Origin of the sequence: Leclercia adecarboxylata (genome assembly GCF_023639785.1) — a bacterium.
In the GTDB taxonomy this organism is placed as follows: domain Bacteria; phylum Pseudomonadota; class Gammaproteobacteria; order Enterobacterales; family Enterobacteriaceae; genus Enterobacter; species Enterobacter adecarboxylatus_D.
In genome coordinates this window covers 1401743-1418193 of the sequence record NZ_CP098325.1, presented here as the reverse complement: position 1 = coordinate 1418193, position 16451 = coordinate 1401743, and the positions used below count along the sequence as shown (strand labels likewise).

At 59.0% G+C, this 16451-nt stretch carries 12 protein-coding genes; 5 read left to right on the top strand and 7 right to left on the bottom strand.

All coding sequences use genetic code 11. The features are described 5' to 3' along the window. Positions 1–144: 144 nt before the first annotated feature. Positions 145–1407, top strand: coding sequence for a DUF1479 domain-containing protein (locus tag NB069_RS06635; protein WP_250588633.1), 1263 nt, complete (start codon positions 145–147; stop codon positions 1405–1407). Here the strand turns inward: NB069_RS06635 and NB069_RS06630 are convergent. Continuing rightward, positions 1404–2477, bottom strand: coding sequence for a LacI family DNA-binding transcriptional regulator (locus NB069_RS06630; RefSeq protein WP_434543607.1), 1074 nt, complete (start codon positions 2475–2477; stop codon positions 1404–1406). The genes NB069_RS06635 and NB069_RS06630 overlap by 4 nt on opposite strands. A gap of 288 nt (positions 2478–2765) precedes the next feature. On the opposite strand from NB069_RS06630, the gene NB069_RS06625 reads away from it, so the two are divergent. Both NB069_RS06625 and NB069_RS06620 read left to right on the top strand, forming a co-directional pair. After that, positions 2766–4067: an MFS transporter gene (locus tag NB069_RS06625; protein WP_250588631.1), complete on the top strand. Its 1302-nt coding sequence runs from the start codon at positions 2766–2768 to the stop codon at positions 4065–4067. Between the two features lie 17 nt (positions 4068–4084). Beyond that, positions 4085–6448, top strand: coding sequence for a glycoside hydrolase family 31 protein (locus NB069_RS06620; RefSeq protein ID WP_250588630.1), 2364 nt, complete (start codon positions 4085–4087; stop codon positions 6446–6448). Between the two features lie 186 nt (positions 6449–6634). Here NB069_RS06620 and NB069_RS06615 read toward each other — a convergent pair whose 3' ends face one another. Beyond that, a complete protein-coding gene (locus tag NB069_RS06615) occupies positions 6635–8230 on the bottom strand; it encodes an ABC-F family ATPase (RefSeq protein WP_250588629.1) in 1596 nt (531 codons plus the stop codon). 219 nt (positions 8231–8449) lie between these two features. Here NB069_RS06615 and ldtB point away from each other — a divergent pair, with 219 nt between their 5' ends. Continuing rightward, positions 8450–9370, top strand: a complete 921-nt coding sequence (gene ldtB / locus NB069_RS06610) for a L,D-transpeptidase (RefSeq protein WP_250588628.1) — start codon at positions 8450–8452, stop codon at positions 9368–9370. Positions 9371–10092: 722 nt separating this feature from the next. Here the strand turns inward: ldtB and NB069_RS06605 are convergent. The 5 genes from NB069_RS06605 to mntR form a co-directional block, all read right to left on the bottom strand. Then, the gene (locus tag NB069_RS06605; RefSeq protein WP_250589465.1) at positions 10093–11616 is read right to left on the bottom strand and encodes an efflux transporter outer membrane subunit; all 1524 of its coding nucleotides are present in this window, start codon (positions 11614–11616) and stop codon (positions 10093–10095) included. Beyond that, the gene (locus tag NB069_RS06600) at positions 11613–13184 is read right to left on the bottom strand and encodes a DHA2 family efflux MFS transporter permease subunit (protein WP_250588627.1); all 1572 of its coding nucleotides are present in this window, start codon (positions 13182–13184) and stop codon (positions 11613–11615) included. The genes NB069_RS06605 and NB069_RS06600 overlap by 4 nt, the downstream gene beginning before the upstream one ends. After that, entirely contained in the window at positions 13181–14272 is a 1092-nt protein-coding gene (locus NB069_RS06595) for an HlyD family secretion protein (RefSeq protein ID WP_250588626.1), read from the bottom strand. The genes NB069_RS06600 and NB069_RS06595 overlap by 4 nt, the downstream gene beginning before the upstream one ends. Before the next feature lie 103 nt (positions 14273–14375). Continuing rightward, positions 14376–15485: an anion transporter gene (locus NB069_RS06590; RefSeq protein WP_250588625.1), complete on the bottom strand. Its 1110-nt coding sequence runs from the start codon at positions 15483–15485 to the stop codon at positions 14376–14378. Then, complete coding sequence (gene mntR, locus NB069_RS06585; RefSeq protein ID WP_250588624.1) at positions 15482–15955, bottom strand: manganese-binding transcriptional regulator MntR; 474 nt, start codon at positions 15953–15955, stop codon at positions 15482–15484. The genes NB069_RS06590 and mntR overlap by 4 nt, the downstream gene beginning before the upstream one ends. Before the next feature lie 184 nt (positions 15956–16139). On the opposite strand from mntR, the gene mntS reads away from it, so the two are divergent. After that, positions 16140–16265 (top strand): manganase accumulation protein MntS, encoded by a 126-nt coding sequence (mntS, locus tag NB069_RS06580; protein ID WP_103178798.1) that lies wholly within the window; start codon positions 16140–16142, stop codon positions 16263–16265. Positions 16266–16451: the final 186 nt, after the last annotated feature.

Below are 16451 nucleotides of genomic sequence, written 5' to 3'. Positions count from 1 at the left end.
TCGCCGGAGACTTCTCCGGCGAACCTCTCCTTTCTCTCCGGGTTGTGCACTCCATCAAGTTATTTAACTTGCTTTAACTTATTTTTAACCTAAAGTATCACTTGTAATTAATTTTACTTTCGAATGAAAGATAGAGAGGCTGTTATGACCTTAACCTTTACCAGTGAAACTTTGCCCTCTGACCACAAAGCGGCCATCCGCCAGATGAAACGTGAGCTGCGGGCGCAGATTGGCGACGTGCAGGGCGTGTTCGATCGCCTGAGTGCCAGAATCGCCAGCCGTGTGGCGGAAATTAACACCCTGAAGCGCAATGGCGATCCTGTGTGGCCGGTGATCCCGTTTGCGGACGTGCAGAGCGGCAATATCAGCCCGGAGCAGCGCGAGGCGGTCAAACGCCGCGGCTGCGCGGTGATCAAAGGTCATTTCCCGCGTGAGAAGGCGTTGGCGTGGGATAACGCGATGCTCGACTATCTGGATCTCAACCGTTTTGACGACGTCTACAAAGGCCCGGGGGATAACTTCTTTGGCTCCCTTACCGCCTCCCGCCCGGAGATCTATCCGATCTACTGGTCACACGCCCAGATGGAGGCCCGCCAGAGCGAAGAGATGGCTCAGGTGCAGTCGTTCCTGAACCGTTTATGGACCTTCGAGAGCAACGGCAAGCAGTGGTTCAACCCGGACGTCAGCGTGATCTACCCGGATCGCATTCGCCGCCGTCCGCCGGGAACCACCTCTAAAGGCCTTGGCGCGCATACCGATTCCGGGGCGCTGGAGCGCTGGCTGCTCCCGGCCTATCAGCAGGTCTTTGCCCGCGTCTTCGACGGCAACATTGAGCAGTACGATCCGTGGAATGCCGCCCACCGCACCGAAGTGGAGGAGTACACCGTGGACAATACTACCAAGTGCTCGGTGTTCCGCACCTTCCAGGGCTGGACGGCGCTGTCCGACATGATCCCGGATCAGGGGCTGCTGCACGTGGTGCCGATCCCGGAGGCGATGGCTTACATTCTGCTGCGTCCGCTGCTGGATGATGTGCCGGAAGATGAACTCTGCGGCGTGGCCCCCGGGCGCGTACTGCCGATTTCCGAGAAGTGGCACCCGCTGTTAATCGAAGCCCTGACCAGCATTCCGGCGCTGGAAGCGGGTGATTCCGTGTGGTGGCACTGCGACGTGATCCACTCGGTGGCACCGGTTGAAAACCAGCAGGGCTGGGGCAACGTGATGTACATTCCGGCGGCCCCTATGTGCGAAAAAAACCTCGCCTACGCGAAGAAGGTGAAAGCGGCGCTGGAAACCGGCGCCTCGCCGGGCGATTTCCCGCGCGAGGATTATGAGTCTGACTGGCAGTCGCGCTTTACCCTTGATGACCTGAACATTCACGGCAAGCGCGCGCTGGGTATGGCTTAACTGTCGTATAACCCTTCCCGTTCCACGGCGGTGCGTCTTTTTCCCTGACGTATCCGCCGTACCGACTCCCGCACGGTTAACGTGCCATTCAGCAGCAACGTTCCCACCGGCGCGTCCGGGCGCATCAGCCGTTGCTGGAGCATATGCACCGCTTCGGTACCCAGTTCATCCCGGGGAACATGCACCGCGGTTAACGGCACATCCTGAATCGCCGCCAGATTGAACCCGTCAATGCTCATCACCGACACATCCTGCGGTACACGCAATCCCTGCTTTTGTAACGCGTTGATGGTGCCTGCCGCCATAAAATCCCCCCCGACTAAAAATGCCGTGGGGAGATCTTTTCCCTGGCGTTCCCTGAGCCAGTCGCTGACCAGCTGTTCGGTTTCCCGGGCGCTGAAGCTCGGGGCCACCAGCAGGTCGCGCTTGTCGCTGAATTTCATATTGTGCGCCTGCCAGGCGTCGCGGATCCCTGCCAGGCGCAGCTCCATGGTATAGCGGCGCAGGCACAGCACGTTCAACACTTCGCGATGCCCCATCTCGAACAGGTAGTCCGCCGCGCGTTCACCAATGGCGCGGTGATCGGGCGTAACCGCAGGCAGGCGCATATGCCGGTCGCGACAGTTAATCAGCATGCAGGGTTTACCCAGATCGACAGCCAGATCGTGGATATGCGGATCGTCGATACCCAGCAGGATTGCGGCCTGGGTGTCCGGCTCGTTCATGCGCGCGAGAAACAGCTGCGCATCACTGTCATTCTCTTCCAGGGCGCAGTAGCGAAGGCGCACATCATGGGAGGCAAGGCCTTTACTCACGCTCTGGATCACCCGGTAATAAAAGATGTCGGACCGCTCGTCAAAGGCACGCTGGGGCGCAAAAACCACCAGGCTGTTGAGCAACAGTCGCCCCGCCGCCATTCCGTCCAACACGCCCAGCTCCCGCGCGGCTTCCAGCACCCGGGTACGTGCCTTTTCACTGGTGTTTGCCTTCCCCGCTAACACCCGTGAAACGGTGCTGACCGAGAGTGCGGTCCGACGGGCAATTTCAGCGATTCTTAGCCTTTTGTCCATTTTGTGATCTGGCTCCATTTGCGAAATGAAAAAATTCTCATAGCGTAGTTAACAGACGGTTACTGGGGTTGCCGCAAGAATGCCAAATAATTGACGCGAATTATGAGAAAAGTTGCACAAAATGCACTTTTGCCCGCCTGAATTCTCTCTTATGGTGAACCTGTCACACAACTTCCATACTAGTTATATACCAGACTAAGCATTAAAACAGATAACAATCAAAGAGATAAAAAATCTGTGTGACACCTGAACCTCCGTCCCCCTACCGTCCATCTTGTGGAGAGTAAAATGAGTCAGGGCATCAATAACCCCGTTGCGACCAGTAAAACCCGTCGCGTCATCAAAAACCTGCGCTGGTATGTGCTGGTTCTGTTCTTAATGGGTGTGACCGTTAACTACATCACCCGAAATTCGCTAGGTATTCTCGCGCCTGAGCTTAAAGAGAGCCTCGGGATCACCACCGAGCAATACTCCTGGATCGTCGGCGCGTTCCAGATTGCCTACACCATTTTCCAGCCTCTGTGCGGCTGGCTGATTGACGTCATCGGCCTGAAGATTGGCTTTATGGTCTGCGCCGGGATCTGGGCGCTGATGTGTATCTTCCACGCGGGTGCCGGAAGCTGGCTGCATCTGGTGATCCTGCGCTTCTTTATGGGCGCGTCTGAAGCGGCTGCCACCCCGGCGAACGCCAAAACCATCGGCGAGTGGTTCCCGAAATCGGAACGTCCTGTGGCTGCTGGCTGGGCAGGCGTGGGCTTCTCTATCGGCGCGATGCTGGCCCCGCCTATCATCTACTTCGCCCACGCCTCCTTTGGCTGGCAGGGTGCGTTTATGTTTACCGGCGTGCTGGCCTTGCTGTGGGTGATCCTGTGGTGGGCGTTCTACCACAACCCGGAGCAGCACCCGAACCTGAGCAAGGATGAACTGGCCTTTATCAAGCAGGATAACGAACCGCCTGCGGTCAAACTGCCCTTCCTGACCGCGCTGAAAACCGTCTCCAAAAACAAGCGCTTCTACGGTATCGCCATTCCGGCCTTTATGGCGGAACCGGCCTGGGCGGTGCTGAGCTTCTGGGTGCCGCTCTATCTCGCCAAAGAGCACGGCATGGATCTGAAGCAGATCGCGATGTTTGCCTGGCTGCCGTTTCTGGCCGCCGATCTCGGCAGCGTGGCGAGTGGTTACCTGACCCGTCTCTACACCCGCCTGTTCGGCTGCTCCCGCGTTAACTCGGTGGTGGCAAGCTCGGTGACCGGCGCGTTCCTGATGATCTCTCTGGCCGTCGTCGCCATTACCCGCGACCCGTACATCACCATCGTGCTGATCTCCATCGGCGGTTTCGGGCATCAGATCATCTCCTGCATGCTGAGCGCCCTGGTGGTTGAGTCGTTCGATAAAGGCCAGATGGCCACCGTCAACGGCATGCGCGGTTCGGCGGCGTGGATCGCCAGCTTCCTCTTCTCTCTTTTGATTGGTGTGACCGCCGACAAGATCGGCTTTAACCCGCTCTTTATTGCCATGGGGTTCTTCGACCTGATTGGCGCTGTTTTCCTGGTGGCATTTATTGCTGAACGTCGCGCCAAGCGCGCCTGATAGTGGATGTATTGCATATGAAAACCCTCAAGAACTGGACCGTCGAGAAACAGTCTGCGAACCATCTGGAACTGCTGGTTGATGAGCAGCACCGCCTGTGCCTGTACGTGCTGGAGCAAAATCTGTTCCGGGTGCTGATTAAACGCAAAGGCAAACTGGCGCTGGACCGCACCTGGAGCATCGCCCCGGAGCAGGACGTGCCGTGGGAAGGCCGCCGCCGCGACGATCTGAGCGGCTTCACCTGCCCTGCCTGGACGCTGACGCAGCAGGACGGTGTGCTGACCGTTGCCAGCGAACAGCTCCGCGTCACCGTCCACCAGCCGCTGTGGCTGGAGTGGCACTACCGCAATGAGGCGGGCGAGTGGCAGCCGCTGGTGAATGACCGTCCGACCAGCGCGTACCTGTTAAATGCCCACGGCGACGGCGCGGCGCACTACCTGAGCCGCCGCAAGGATGAGCGTTTCTATGGTCTGGGGGAAAAAGCGGGCGATCTGCAGCGCAACGGTAAGCGCTACGAGATGCGTAATCTGGACGCGATGGGCTATAACGCCGCCAGCACCGACCCGCTGTACAAGCACATCCCCTTCACCATCACCCGCCGCGACGACGTGAGCTACGGTCTGTTTTACGACAACCTGAGCAGCTGCTGGCTGGATCTGGGCAACGAGATCGACAACTACCACACCGCCTACCGCCGCTGGCAGGCGGAGGCGGGCGACATCGATTACTACATTTTTACCGGCAAACGGGTGCTGGACGTCACCAAAGCCTTTGTGCGCCTCACCGGAAAGACGCTGTTCGGGCCGAAGTGGAGCCTGGGCTACAGCGGGTCGACCATGCACTACACCGACGCCCCGGACGCGCAAAATCAGCTGATGAACTTTATCCGCCTGTGCGAAGAGCACGCCATTCCGTGCGATTCGTTCCAGCTCTCGTCCGGCTATACCTCCATCAACGGCAAGCGCTACGTCTTTAACTGGAACTACGACAAAGTGCCGCAGCCGACGGTGATGAGCCAGGCGTTCCACGATGCCGGACTGCGGCTGGCCGCCAACATCAAGCCGTGCCTGCTTCAGGATCACCCGCGCTATAACGACGTGGCGGAAAGCGGCTTGTTCATCCGTGATTCAGAAACCGATGCGCCAGAACGTTCCAGCTTCTGGGATGACGAAGGCTCGCACCTCGACTTTACTAACCCGCAGACCGTGCAATGGTGGCAGAACGGCGTCACCACCCAGCTGCTGGAGATGGGCATCGACTCCACCTGGAACGACAACAACGAGTTCGAGGTGTGGGACGGCGAAGCGCGCTGTCACGGCTTCGGCAAGGAGATCGCCATCAAGCACATTCGTCCGGTGATGCCCCTGCTGATGATGCGCGCCTCAATGGAAGCCCAGCAGCGCTTCGCGCCGGAAAAGCGCCCGTACCTGATCTCCCGCTCCGGCTGCGCCGGGATGCAGCGCTACGTCCAAACCTGGAGCGGCGATAACCGCACCAACTGGGACACCCTGCGCTACAACACCCGCATGGGTGTGGGCATGAGCTTATCGGGACTGTTTAACGTCGGTCATGACGTGGGCGGGTTCTCCGGCGACAAGCCGGACGCGGAGCTGTTCGTCCGCTGGGTGCAAAACGGCGTGATGCATCCGCGCTTTACCATTCACTCGTGGAATGACGATGCGACCGTTAACGAGCCGTGGATGTATCCGGGCGTCACCCCGGCCATTCGCAGTGCCATTGAGCTGCGCTATCGCCTGCTGCCGTATCTCTACACCCTGCTGTGGCAGGCGCATGCCGATGATGAACCTATGCTGCGCCCCACCTTCCTCGACCACGAGCACGATGCGCAGACCTTTGAGGAGTGCGACGATTTCCTGCTGGGCCGCGACCTGCTGGTGGCAAGCGTGGTCGAAGCCGGGCAGCGCGAGCGCCGGGTCTGGCTGCCGGATAACGAAACCGGCTGGTACGATTTTTACACCCACGCGTGGTATGCGGGCGGCCAGTCGATTGTTCTCGACGCGCCGCTGGAAAAACTGCCGCTGCTGGTACGTGCCGGTGCCGGTCTGCCGCTCAGCGAGCGCATCACCCATGTGAGCGCTGACAAAGACACGAGCCGCGAGCTGAGACTGTTCCCGCTGAAAGGCGTGGGGACGACATCGGGCCTGCTGTTTGAAGACGACGGCGAAAGCTGGGGCTACCAGAGCGGCAATGCGCTGTGGATGGAGTGGGAGATGGTCTGCGACGGGGCAACCATTAACCTGCAAATCAACGGGCGCGGGGACTATCGTCCGGCGTGGAAAGCGCTCAAGGTATCGTTACCGGCAGGGGAAAAACGTACGCTGCGGGTGAATGGGGTTGAAGGGGATGAGTGGGTGGTATAGTGCGGCCTGATGCCCTCACCCTAACCCTCTCCCACAGGGAGAGGGAATAAAAGCACGAGCCTTTCCCTAAGTATTTCGCGCTGCAGGAAGGCGGCAAGCCTGTGAATCCCCGGGAGCTTACATAAGTAAGTGACCGGGGTGAACAGGTGAAGCCAACGCATCTGCAGCGTGAAAGACGATGGGAAATTAGTTGTCGATGCCTTTGCTGCGCAGATAATCTTCATAGTTACCGCTGAAGTCCACCACGCGCTCCGGCGTAATTTCAATCACGCGGGTCGCCAGGGAGCTCACGAACTCACGGTCGTGCGAGACGAAGATCAGGGTGCCCTGATACATCTCCAGCGCCATGTTCAGCGATTCGATCGATTCCATATCCAGGTGGTTGGTGGGTTCGTCCATAACCAGAATATTGGGTTTCTGCATCATCAGCTTGCCGAACAGCATACGGCCCTTCTCACCACCGGAGAGCACTTTGGCCGGCTTTTTGATGTCGTCCTGGCTGAACAGCAGACGGCCCAGGAAGCTGCGCACCACCTGCTCGTCGTCGCCTTCGGATTTCCACTGGCTCATCCAGTCGAAAACGGTCAGGTCGTTGTCGAAATCTTCGGCGTGATCCTGGGCGTAGTAACCAATCTGCGCATTCTCGGACCATTTCACGGTGCCGTTGTCAGGCTGAAGCTCACCCACCAGGGTCTTCAGCATGGTGGATTTACCCACGCCGTTGGCGCCGATAATGGCAATCTTCTCGCCCACTTCCAGCAGCAGGTTGAAGTTTTTAAACAGCGGACCTTCATCAAAGCCTTTGGTGAGGGCTTCCACTTCCAGCGCGTTACGGAACAGCTTCTTGTCCTGCTCGAAGCGGATGAACGGGTTCTGACGGCTGGAGGCTTTAACCTCTTCCAGCTTGATCTTGTCGATCTGACGGGCACGGGACGTCGCCTGACGCGATTTAGAGGCGTTGGCGCTAAAGCGGCTGACGAAGGATTGCAGATCGGCGATCTGCGCCTTTTTCTTGGCGTTGTCGGCCAGCAGACGCTCGCGCGCCTGGGTCGCGGCGGTCATGTACTCGTCGTAGTTGCCCGGGTAAACGCGCAGCTCGCCGTAGTCCAGATCGGCCATGTGGGTGCAGACCATGTTCAGGAAGTGACGGTCGTGCGAGATGATGATCATGGTGCTGTTACGCTCGTTCAGCGTCTGCTCCAGCCAGCGAATGGTGTCGATGTCCAGGTTGTTCGTCGGTTCGTCGAGCAGCAGGATGTCCGGGTTGGAGAACAGCGCCTGCGCCAGCAGAACACGCAGCTTCCAGCCTGGCGCGACTTCGCTCATCAGACCGTAATGCTGTTCAACCGGGATGCCTACGCCGAGCAGCAGTTCACCGGCGCGGGATTCGGCAGAGTAGCCGTCCATTTCGCCGTACTGGGTTTCGAGGTCGGCCACTTTATAGCCGTCTTCTTCGCTCATTTCGGCAAGCGCGTAGATGCGGTCGCGCTCCTGCTTCACTTCCCACAGCTCTACGTGTCCCATAATCACCGTATCAAGCACGGTGAACGCTTCGAAGGCGAACTGATCCTGACGCAGCTTACCGATGCGCTCGTTTGGATCGAGAGAAACGTTACCCAGGGTCGGCTCTAAATCGCCGCCGAGGATCTTCATGAAGGTGGATTTTCCGCTACCGTTGGCACCAATCAGGCCGTAACGGTTGCCGCCGCCAAATTTGACGGAAATGTTTTCGAACAGCGGCTTACTGCCAAACTGCATAGTGACGTTGCTGGTAACTAACACGGGAGATTCCTGCGAGAAGTGTGATAAACCCGGCATTATGCCACAATTCCGAATTGAGATCCCGCGTAACAACATAACGCTAAACTTTAACGAAACGGAAAAAAGTGTGATTTAGTACACATCCGAATTCCATGCGGGGGGGAATGCACATATAATGCGCTCCCTGAACCGTTCTGACTTTTAAACAACCTGCCAAGTGGCACAGATACCTCGCACACCATGAATATGAAATTAACTTCGCTTTTTGCGGCGGCGTTTGCCGTAGTAGGGTTTTGCAAGACCGCTTCTGCTGTCACCTATCCTCTGCCAACCGACGGTAGCCGTCTGGTGGGTCAGAACCAGGTTGTGACCATTGAAGAAGGCAACAGCCAGCCGCTGGAATATTTCGCAGCAGAATATCAGCTCGGCCTCTCCAACATGCTGGAAGCGAACCCGGGTGTTGACCCTTACCTGCCGAAAGGCGGTACCGTGCTGAACATTCCTCAGCAGCTGATCCTGCCGGATACCGTGCATGAAGGCATCGTCATCAACAGCGCCGAAATGCGTCTGTACTACTACCCGAAAGGCACCAACACCGTCATCGTGCTGCCAATCGGTATCGGCCAGCTGGGTAAAGATACCCCGATGAACTGGACCACCAAAGTTGAGCGTAAAAAAGCGGGCCCAACCTGGACCCCGACGGCGAAAATGCATGCTGAATACATCGCCGCGGGCGAGCCGCTGCCAGCCGTTGTTCCTGCTGGCCCGGATAACCCGATGGGTCTGTATGCCCTGTACATCGGCCGTCTGTATGCGATCCACGGCACCAACGCCAACTTCGGTATCGGTTTACGCGTGAGCCACGGCTGCGTGCGTCTGCGTAACGATGACATCAAATTCCTGTTCGAAAACGTGCCGGTTGGTACGCGCGTGCAGTTCATTAATGAGCCTGTAAAAGCGACCACCGAGCCGGATGGTAGCCGTTATCTCGAAGTGCATAACCCGCTGTCCACCAGCGAAGAGCAGATTGACAATAACGTGACTGTGCCAGTAACCCTGACCAGCAGCGTGCAGGCCGTCACCGGGCAGCCGGATGTGGATGCCACTATTGTGGATCAGGCGATTCAGAATCGTTCCGGGATGCCGGTTCGTTTGAACTGATAGTTGTTTTAAGCGGAAGAGTTCTGTCGTGACGGTGGAATTGTTCCGTTCACTAAAGCATTTCTGCATTATGTTCACCCCGCTGCGGTGAACGTGTTAAGGGGGCTATCGCCGCCCCCTTAACTATCCCGGCTCCCGGCAAAGAAAATCGCCGCTTCGCGGTTCCCTCAGCTTATTCCTTCCGGCTTTCGGGTCGGGCGTGATCCTACATCCATGTAGGTCACGCCCTCTCGGCGCATCCCTGCGCCTCGCCCCGGCCTACAGGAAACGCTTCGGCGATTTTCAGCCGGACCTACGCTCCCTCCACCTTCTTAATCTTTTGAATGAATCATTTTAAGTCATTACTTAAGGCCCTGGTTCATTGCCTGAATGTGGCACGGGGGTTGAGTTCCCGCTGAAATCGGCGAACCGGAGACCGGATGACAAGGGCTGGACGCCAGGGATAGCGGCCAGAGGCGAATCGAGACAGACAAAATTGCTTGGAGCAATTTTGAACAACGCTTGCGTTGGCCCCGAAGGGGCGAGTCCCAGGGACGGGACGAGTAATCACGAGTTGAGCCGACCGCAGGCAGCAGGTCGGGAGGTGAGCGTAGTGCGCAGCACCGATTTCTTGCGGGGCCGCGGGGATTGAAAAGGGGGCCGCGGTGGCCCCCTTTTCCCGTTCACATGTGCAGGAATACCATTATGTTCCGATCATAAAGTGAACGGAACATACCACTGAATCATCCCCTCGGCGCATCCCCAAACACCGCATAATCCGGCAACCGCACCTCCTGATACGGCTCCCATCCCCCACCCAGGGCTTTATAAAGCGCCACCAGATCCAGCGCGCTCTGCACCCGGGCCTGATCCCGCTGCTGCTGCGCCTGGGCCAGCTGGCGCTGGGCATCCAGCACGTCGATAAAGGTCGCGATCCCCTGCCGGTAGCTGCTGCTCGCCAGATCGAAAGCATTTTGCAGCGCATCAATAGTTTTGCTTAATCCCGCCTCCCGCTTCTGGTCGGTGCGGTAGCTGACCAGCGCGTTTTCCACATCCCCCAGCGCGGTGAGCACCGTCTGACGATACTCCAGCACGGCGGCACCCTGCTGGGCGCGGGCCACCTTCACGCTGGAGACCAGCCGGCCGCCCTGAAAGATGGGAATAGAGACCTGCGGCCCCACGCTGTAGAAGTGGCTACTCCAGTCGGTGAGCCAGCTGGCTTCGCTGTTACGCAGGCCAAACTGGCCGCTGAGGGAGACGCTGGGGAACAGCTGCGCCACCGAGACGCCGATCTGCGCGGTGGCCGCATGCAGATTCGCCTCGGCTTCCCGCACGTCCGGACGGCGTCGCGCCAGGGTGGAAGGAATGCCGGTAGGGACAATCTCCGGCAGCGCGGGCAGCGGTTTGCTGGCCTGAAGTTCACCGTCCAGCGCCCCCGGCGGTTTGCCTAGCAGGATCGCCAGGCCGTTCATCGCCTGCCGCGCCTGGGCTTCATACTGCGGAAGCTGCGCCTCCAGGTTGCCAAGCTGGGCGCGGGCGTTCTCCACGTCCATCTGCGGCGACAGGCCGCCGCGCTGGCGGCTGTCGGTCAGCTCCAGGGTCTGCTGTGCGCTTTCGATCTGGGTATTAAGGGTAGCGATGCTGCTCTGCGCGCCGCGCAGCTGGAGCCAGGCGCGGGCGACTTCCGCTTCCAGCGACACCAGCGCATCGTTGCGCTGCTCGATGGCCGCCTGCTGCTGGGCGTTGGCGGCCTCAACCTGACGACGCACCTTGCCCCACAGATCCAGCTCCCACTGGGCGTCAAAGCTGCCCTGGTAAAGGTTGATCGGCTGGGTCAGGGGGCCCAGCGCCCCACGCAGTTCAGGATCGACATCGTCCAGCTGGTCGTAGACGCCGTGGGATTTCAGCTCGCCCTCCAGCCCCAGCTGCTGCCGGGTGGCCTGCAGATTGCCGTTCACCGCCGGGAAGAAAGCCCCGCCCGCCTGGTTGATCTGCTCCCTCGCCCCGGCGATGCGCAGCACGGTTTGCTGCAGCGACAGGTTGCCGGCGATGGCGCGCTCAATCAGGCTGTCCAGTTGCGGATCGGCGAAGGTCTTCCACCAGCGGGGATTCGTCGCGCTTGATGCGGCCTGGGATTTCACGCCCCGGTCACCGGGATCGTTCCAGTGGGTCGGGGTCTGCGGGACGGGCTGCTGATAATCAGGCCCCACGGCGCAGCCCGCCAGCATCAGCATTAACATCAGGGGACTTAAACGTCGAATCATCAGTGTGCTCCTGCACTCCCCTCGCTCTTAACCGGCGAGAGCAACAAACAAAACGGGATCAATAAAAGAGCCACGGCGCTCAGAATGGTAAAGACGTCCACGTAGGCCAGGAAACGCGACTGCTCGATCATCACCTGGTACATGCGTCCGGTGGCGATACCGGCGGGGTCGCCCACCTGGGTGGTGAAGTTCTGCACCGCCTGCGCCATCTCGCGCAGAGTCTGCTGGAATGGCTCATCAAACGCCGAGGTATGGGTAGCCAGATGGGCGCTGTGGGCCTGCGAGCGCTCGGTAATGGCCGCCGTCGAGAGCGAAATGCCCACCGATCCCGCCACGTTGCGGAACATGGTAAAGAGCGCCGCGGCGTCGGCGTTTAATTGCCGGGGGATCGAGATAAAGGCGATGGTGGTCAGGGGCACAAACAGGAACCCCAGCCCGATCGACTGGGCGCTGCGGAACAGCACCAGGGTCTCGAAATCGATATCCGGCGTCAGCGTGCGCGACCAGAAGAACGCCACCGCCAGACAGCTAAAGCCGAAGGCGATGATCCAGCGCGTCTGCACGATGGGCATTAGCTTCAGCACCAGCGGAATAGTCAGGACGATGAGGATCGCGCCGGGCGAAAGCACCAGCCCCGACCAGGTCGCGGTATAGCCCAGATCCTGCTGTGCCAGCTGGGGGATCACCACCGAACTGCCGTAGAGGATCATCGCCATACCGGCCATCAGCAGGCTGGAGACGGCGAAGTTTTTATCCTTCATGCAGTGCAGATCCACCACCGGCTTTTTGGCATACAGCAGCCAGTAGATGGCGCCGATAATGCCGATCAGCGTCAGCACGGCAAAGGTGCGGGTAAAGTTCGAGTTAAACCAGTCTTCGTCCTCGCCGCGGTCAAGCATCACCTGCAGGCAGCCCAGCCCGAGCGCGATAAGCCCGATCCCGGTCCAGTCGATGGGGATCTTCTCTTTTGATTTGCTCTCCCAGGGCGGATCTTCCAGCAGTTGGTAGATGGCCAGCACGGTCACAATGCCCACCGGGATGTTGATAAAGAACACCCAGCGCCAGGAGTAGTTATCGGTGATCCAGCCCCCGAGCGTCGGCCCCAGTACCGGGGCGACGATGATGGCGATGGAGGACAGGCCAAAGGCTTTGCCGCGATCTTCCGGCTTGAAGTAGTCCAGCAGCACCGACTGCTGGGTAGGCTGGAGCCCGCCGCCGAAGAAGCCCTGCATGATGCGGAAAAGAATGATCTGCCACAGCTCGGTGGCGATCCCGCACAGGAAGGAGCAGACGGTGAACATCACAATACAGATTAAAAAGAACTGTTTGCGGCCAAAAACCCGGCTGAGAAACGCCGAGATGGGCAGCACGATGCCGTTGGCCACCAGGTAGCTGGTGAGCACCCAGGTGGATTCATCGTAGCTGGCCGATAGCGAGCCCGCCACGTGGGGCAGCGCCACGTTGACGATGGTGGTGTCGAGGATCTCCATAAACACCGCGAGGGTGACGACGATCGCCACCGCCCACGGGTTGCTGGCGGGCCGCCAGTTTTCGTGGCTGTGATCGGTCATTCCACGGTGACCTTAGGTTCAACCGACAGACCGAGCGGCAGCGGCATGTTTGGATCCAGCCCTTTATCGATAACGATTTTCACCGGCACGCGCTGGACGATCTTCACGAAGTTGCCGGTAGCATTCTCCGACGGGAAGGCGGCGAAGCGTGAGCCGCTCCCCTGCTGGATGGAGTCGATATGCCCTTCCAGCTCCAGATCCGGCCAGGCGTCCACGCTCAGCGTCACCTTATTGCCAGGGCGCATCCGCTCCAGCTGGGACTCTTTAAAGTTGGCGACCACCCAGATATCGGTTGAGACCAGGGAGAAGAGCGCGGTGCCCGCCTGCACCAGGGTGCCGGTCTGGACGTTGCGTTTGGTGACATACCCGTCAAAGGGAGCGCGCACCTCGGTGTAAGAGAGGTTCAGCTCGGCAGTTTCCAGCTGGGCGCGGGCCTGCTCCACCTGACGTTCCCGGGCTTCGACGTTGGTCTCCTGCTGGCGAATTTGCAGCTGCACCTGGGAGGCGACCTCAAGCTGGGCTTTGGCGCTGGCAAGCTGGGCCTGCGCGCTGCGCAGCTGGGCGTTGGCCGCGTCGATGCTCTGTTGCGTGGTGGCGCGGGGATCGACCCCGCGCTGGCGGCGGTATTCTGCCTGGGCGTTGGCCAGATCCGCCTGGGCTTTAATCACGTTGGCGTTAGCTTCGTCGCGCTGGGCAGGATATTGCACCTTAGAGAGCGCGAGTTGCGCCTGGGCCTGATGCAGCTGGGCCTCGGCAAGGCCAAGCTGGGCTTTGGCCTGATCGCGCTGGGCGGCGGTGTCCCGGGGATCGATGGTCACCAGCAGATCGCCCTTTTTCACCCGCTGGTTATCCCGCACCCGCAGTTCGGTGACATAGCCTGAGGTTTTTGGCGCAATGGTGACGGCGTCACCTTCCGTGAAGGCGTCGTCAGTAGTCTCCTGGTTGCGGGTCATAAACCACCATACCAGCGCCACGATAACCATCACGATCACCACGATGCCCAGAATAATCAGCGGCTTTTTGCCGGGGCGTTTACGTTCAGTCTCTTTATTATCGGTGTTTTCAGAGGAGTGATTTTCTTCTGCCATAGAACAGCATCCGTCCTGTTAGTGAGCGGTATCACAATTTATACCGCTAACTAAAGTTAGGACGTTGCTATACATTTGCCAGGAAAAACTGACAAATATGGCACTATATGAGAAGGAATAATCCGAAACCGACCAGCGCGGCCCAGACCAGCATCGGCAGCGACCAGAGATGGAAACGCCACCAGATCCGGCGATCGTTTGCCATCCGCAGGGCAATCAGGTTTGCGAGGGAGCCGGGCAGCAGACCAAAGCCCCCGACGTTCACCGCCCAGGCCAGCAGTGCCGTCGGCGGGACGTAGTTAAGCAGCAGAATGGTGGAAGGCACGTTGCTGATAAACTGCGACAGGCCGATGGCCGTCAGCCACAGTCCCGGCTGCGACAGATGAGTCACGTTCTGCAGCACGCCGTGCAGGGCCGGGACCTGAATCAGCAGATGCACATCGATAAACATCGCCATGAACACCAGCAGCAGGGTCCAGTCGACGCTGACCAGCACCCGACGCGCCAGCAGCAGGAAGCCCCCCGCCACCAGCAGCACGCCCCACAGCTCCTGCTTCAGATCGAGAGCCACCAGAAACACCAGATAGAGCGCCAGACAACTCCACGCCAGCCGCGGTTTCGACTGGGCCAGGGCGCTGCCGCTGTGATAGCGCAGCGGCGCCGCCGGGAAAGCGAACCAGCACAGCAGCGCCAGGGTCAGCATCATCACCAGCGCCAGGGGTGCCATCTGCCAGGTAAAGGCGGCAAACGACAGCCCGGAGCGGCCCCACAGCAGGATATTTTGCGGGTTACCAATCGGGGTCAGCAGCGACCCGGCGTTTACCGCCAGAGCTTCAAAGATGATCAGCCGGTTGACCGGGATCTCGCAAAGCTTGCGCAGCGTAAGCGTGAGCGGCACCACGATAAACAGCGCCACGTCATTGGTCAGAAAGGTCGACAGCAGCGCGGCTGAGAAGACCATAAAGAGCGCTAACCGCCGCTCGGTGGCGAAACGGCGCACCATCTTGCGCCCCAGCACGTCAAAAAAACCGCTCTGCTCTACCCCTTTCGTCAGCATCATCAGCCCGGCGAGGGTAATAATGGTGTGCCAGTCGATGGCGGCAGGCCAGCGCTCAGGCGCGAAAGGCACCAGAAAACTGAGCCCTACCCCAACAATCAGCAGTAAATGGAAGAAGCGATCGCGGGCCAGCGCCCGCAGGCCTGGGAAGGTCATTCTGCGGAGGATCCGTATTTGAGCGTAAAGGCCTGGAACTGTTGCAGCGTCTCTTCGCTGACGTGATGTTCCATCCCTTCTGCGTCCCGGCGGGCTATCTCAGGGCTGACGCCCAGAACCAGCAGGAAGTTTTCGACAATCTGATGGCGCTCGCGGCTCGCCTGCGCCAGCTTTTCCCCTTCCGGGGTGAGAAACACGCCGCGCCAGGGGATCATTTCGATCAGGCCCACCGTGGCCAGGCGCTTGAGCATTTTTGCCACCGTTGGCTGGGAGACGCCAAGACGCGCAGCCATGTCCACCTGACGGGCTTCCCCGACTTCGCGGATCAGATCCGAGATCAGCTCCACATAATCATCAATCAGTTCGCGACGATGCGCCTCACGAACCTGGCGAAATCCTTCGACATGCTCTTCGACATTGACCAGTTGCGTCATTTTTTTTGTTGTTGGTTTACCTGCACGGCGGTTCATTGTGCTTCCTCAATCCGGTGACACATCAAGCGTATCAGTGCATAAGCGGCCATTGTAAACCATCGCTACACAAGCACAAAAAATTAACGACATAGCCATAGCCATATAACATAGCCTGTGCTATATCTGTATGTAATGCAGTCACCCTTCACGGATCGAAGGGATCAACCCGCAGGAGGTCATCATGAACGAATTCAAGAGGTGTATGCGCGTGTTTAGCCACTCCCCCTTCAAAGTACGCTTAATGCTGCTGAATATGATTTGCGACATCATTAACGGCAAGCCAGAGCAGAACAAACCTTCCCACTAAGCGGCGTCGCGGTACGCCGCTTCATTTTTTTGTCATTTATCGCCGCTATACTTTCCGGCGGAAGGTTATTCCCCGAATTTTTTACGGAATTGCAGTCCCCTTCGCAAAACATCCCCTTTATATCTGTTGACGTTATACCTCACTGGCTCTATCTTCTTGCAGCCCTGCACTTTTTGCGGCTCGCAG

Coding starts and splice junctions, on each gene's coding strand:
- NB069_RS06625 (WP_250588631.1), top strand. CDS start 2,766: ATGAGTCAGGGCATCAATAACCCCGTTGCGACCAGTAAAACCCGTCGC.
- NB069_RS06595 (WP_250588626.1), bottom strand. CDS start 14,272: ATGGCAGAAGAAAATCACTCCTCTGAAAACACCGATAATAAAGAGACT.
- mntR (WP_250588624.1), bottom strand. CDS start 15,955: ATGAACCGCCGTGCAGGTAAACCAACAACAAAAAAAATGACGCAACTG.
- NB069_RS06600 (WP_250588627.1), bottom strand. CDS start 13,184: ATGACCGATCACAGCCACGAAAACTGGCGGCCCGCCAGCAACCCGTGG.
- NB069_RS06590 (WP_250588625.1), bottom strand. CDS start 15,485: ATGACCTTCCCAGGCCTGCGGGCGCTGGCCCGCGATCGCTTCTTCCAT.
- ldtB (WP_250588628.1), top strand. CDS start 8,450: ATGAATATGAAATTAACTTCGCTTTTTGCGGCGGCGTTTGCCGTAGTA.
- NB069_RS06630 (WP_434543607.1), bottom strand. CDS start 2,477: ATGGACAAAAGGCTAAGAATCGCTGAAATTGCCCGTCGGACCGCACTC.
- NB069_RS06620 (WP_250588630.1), top strand. CDS start 4,085: ATGAAAACCCTCAAGAACTGGACCGTCGAGAAACAGTCTGCGAACCAT.
- mntS (WP_103178798.1), top strand. CDS start 16,140: ATGAACGAATTCAAGAGGTGTATGCGCGTGTTTAGCCACTCCCCCTTC.
- NB069_RS06635 (WP_250588633.1), top strand. CDS start 145: ATGACCTTAACCTTTACCAGTGAAACTTTGCCCTCTGACCACAAAGCG.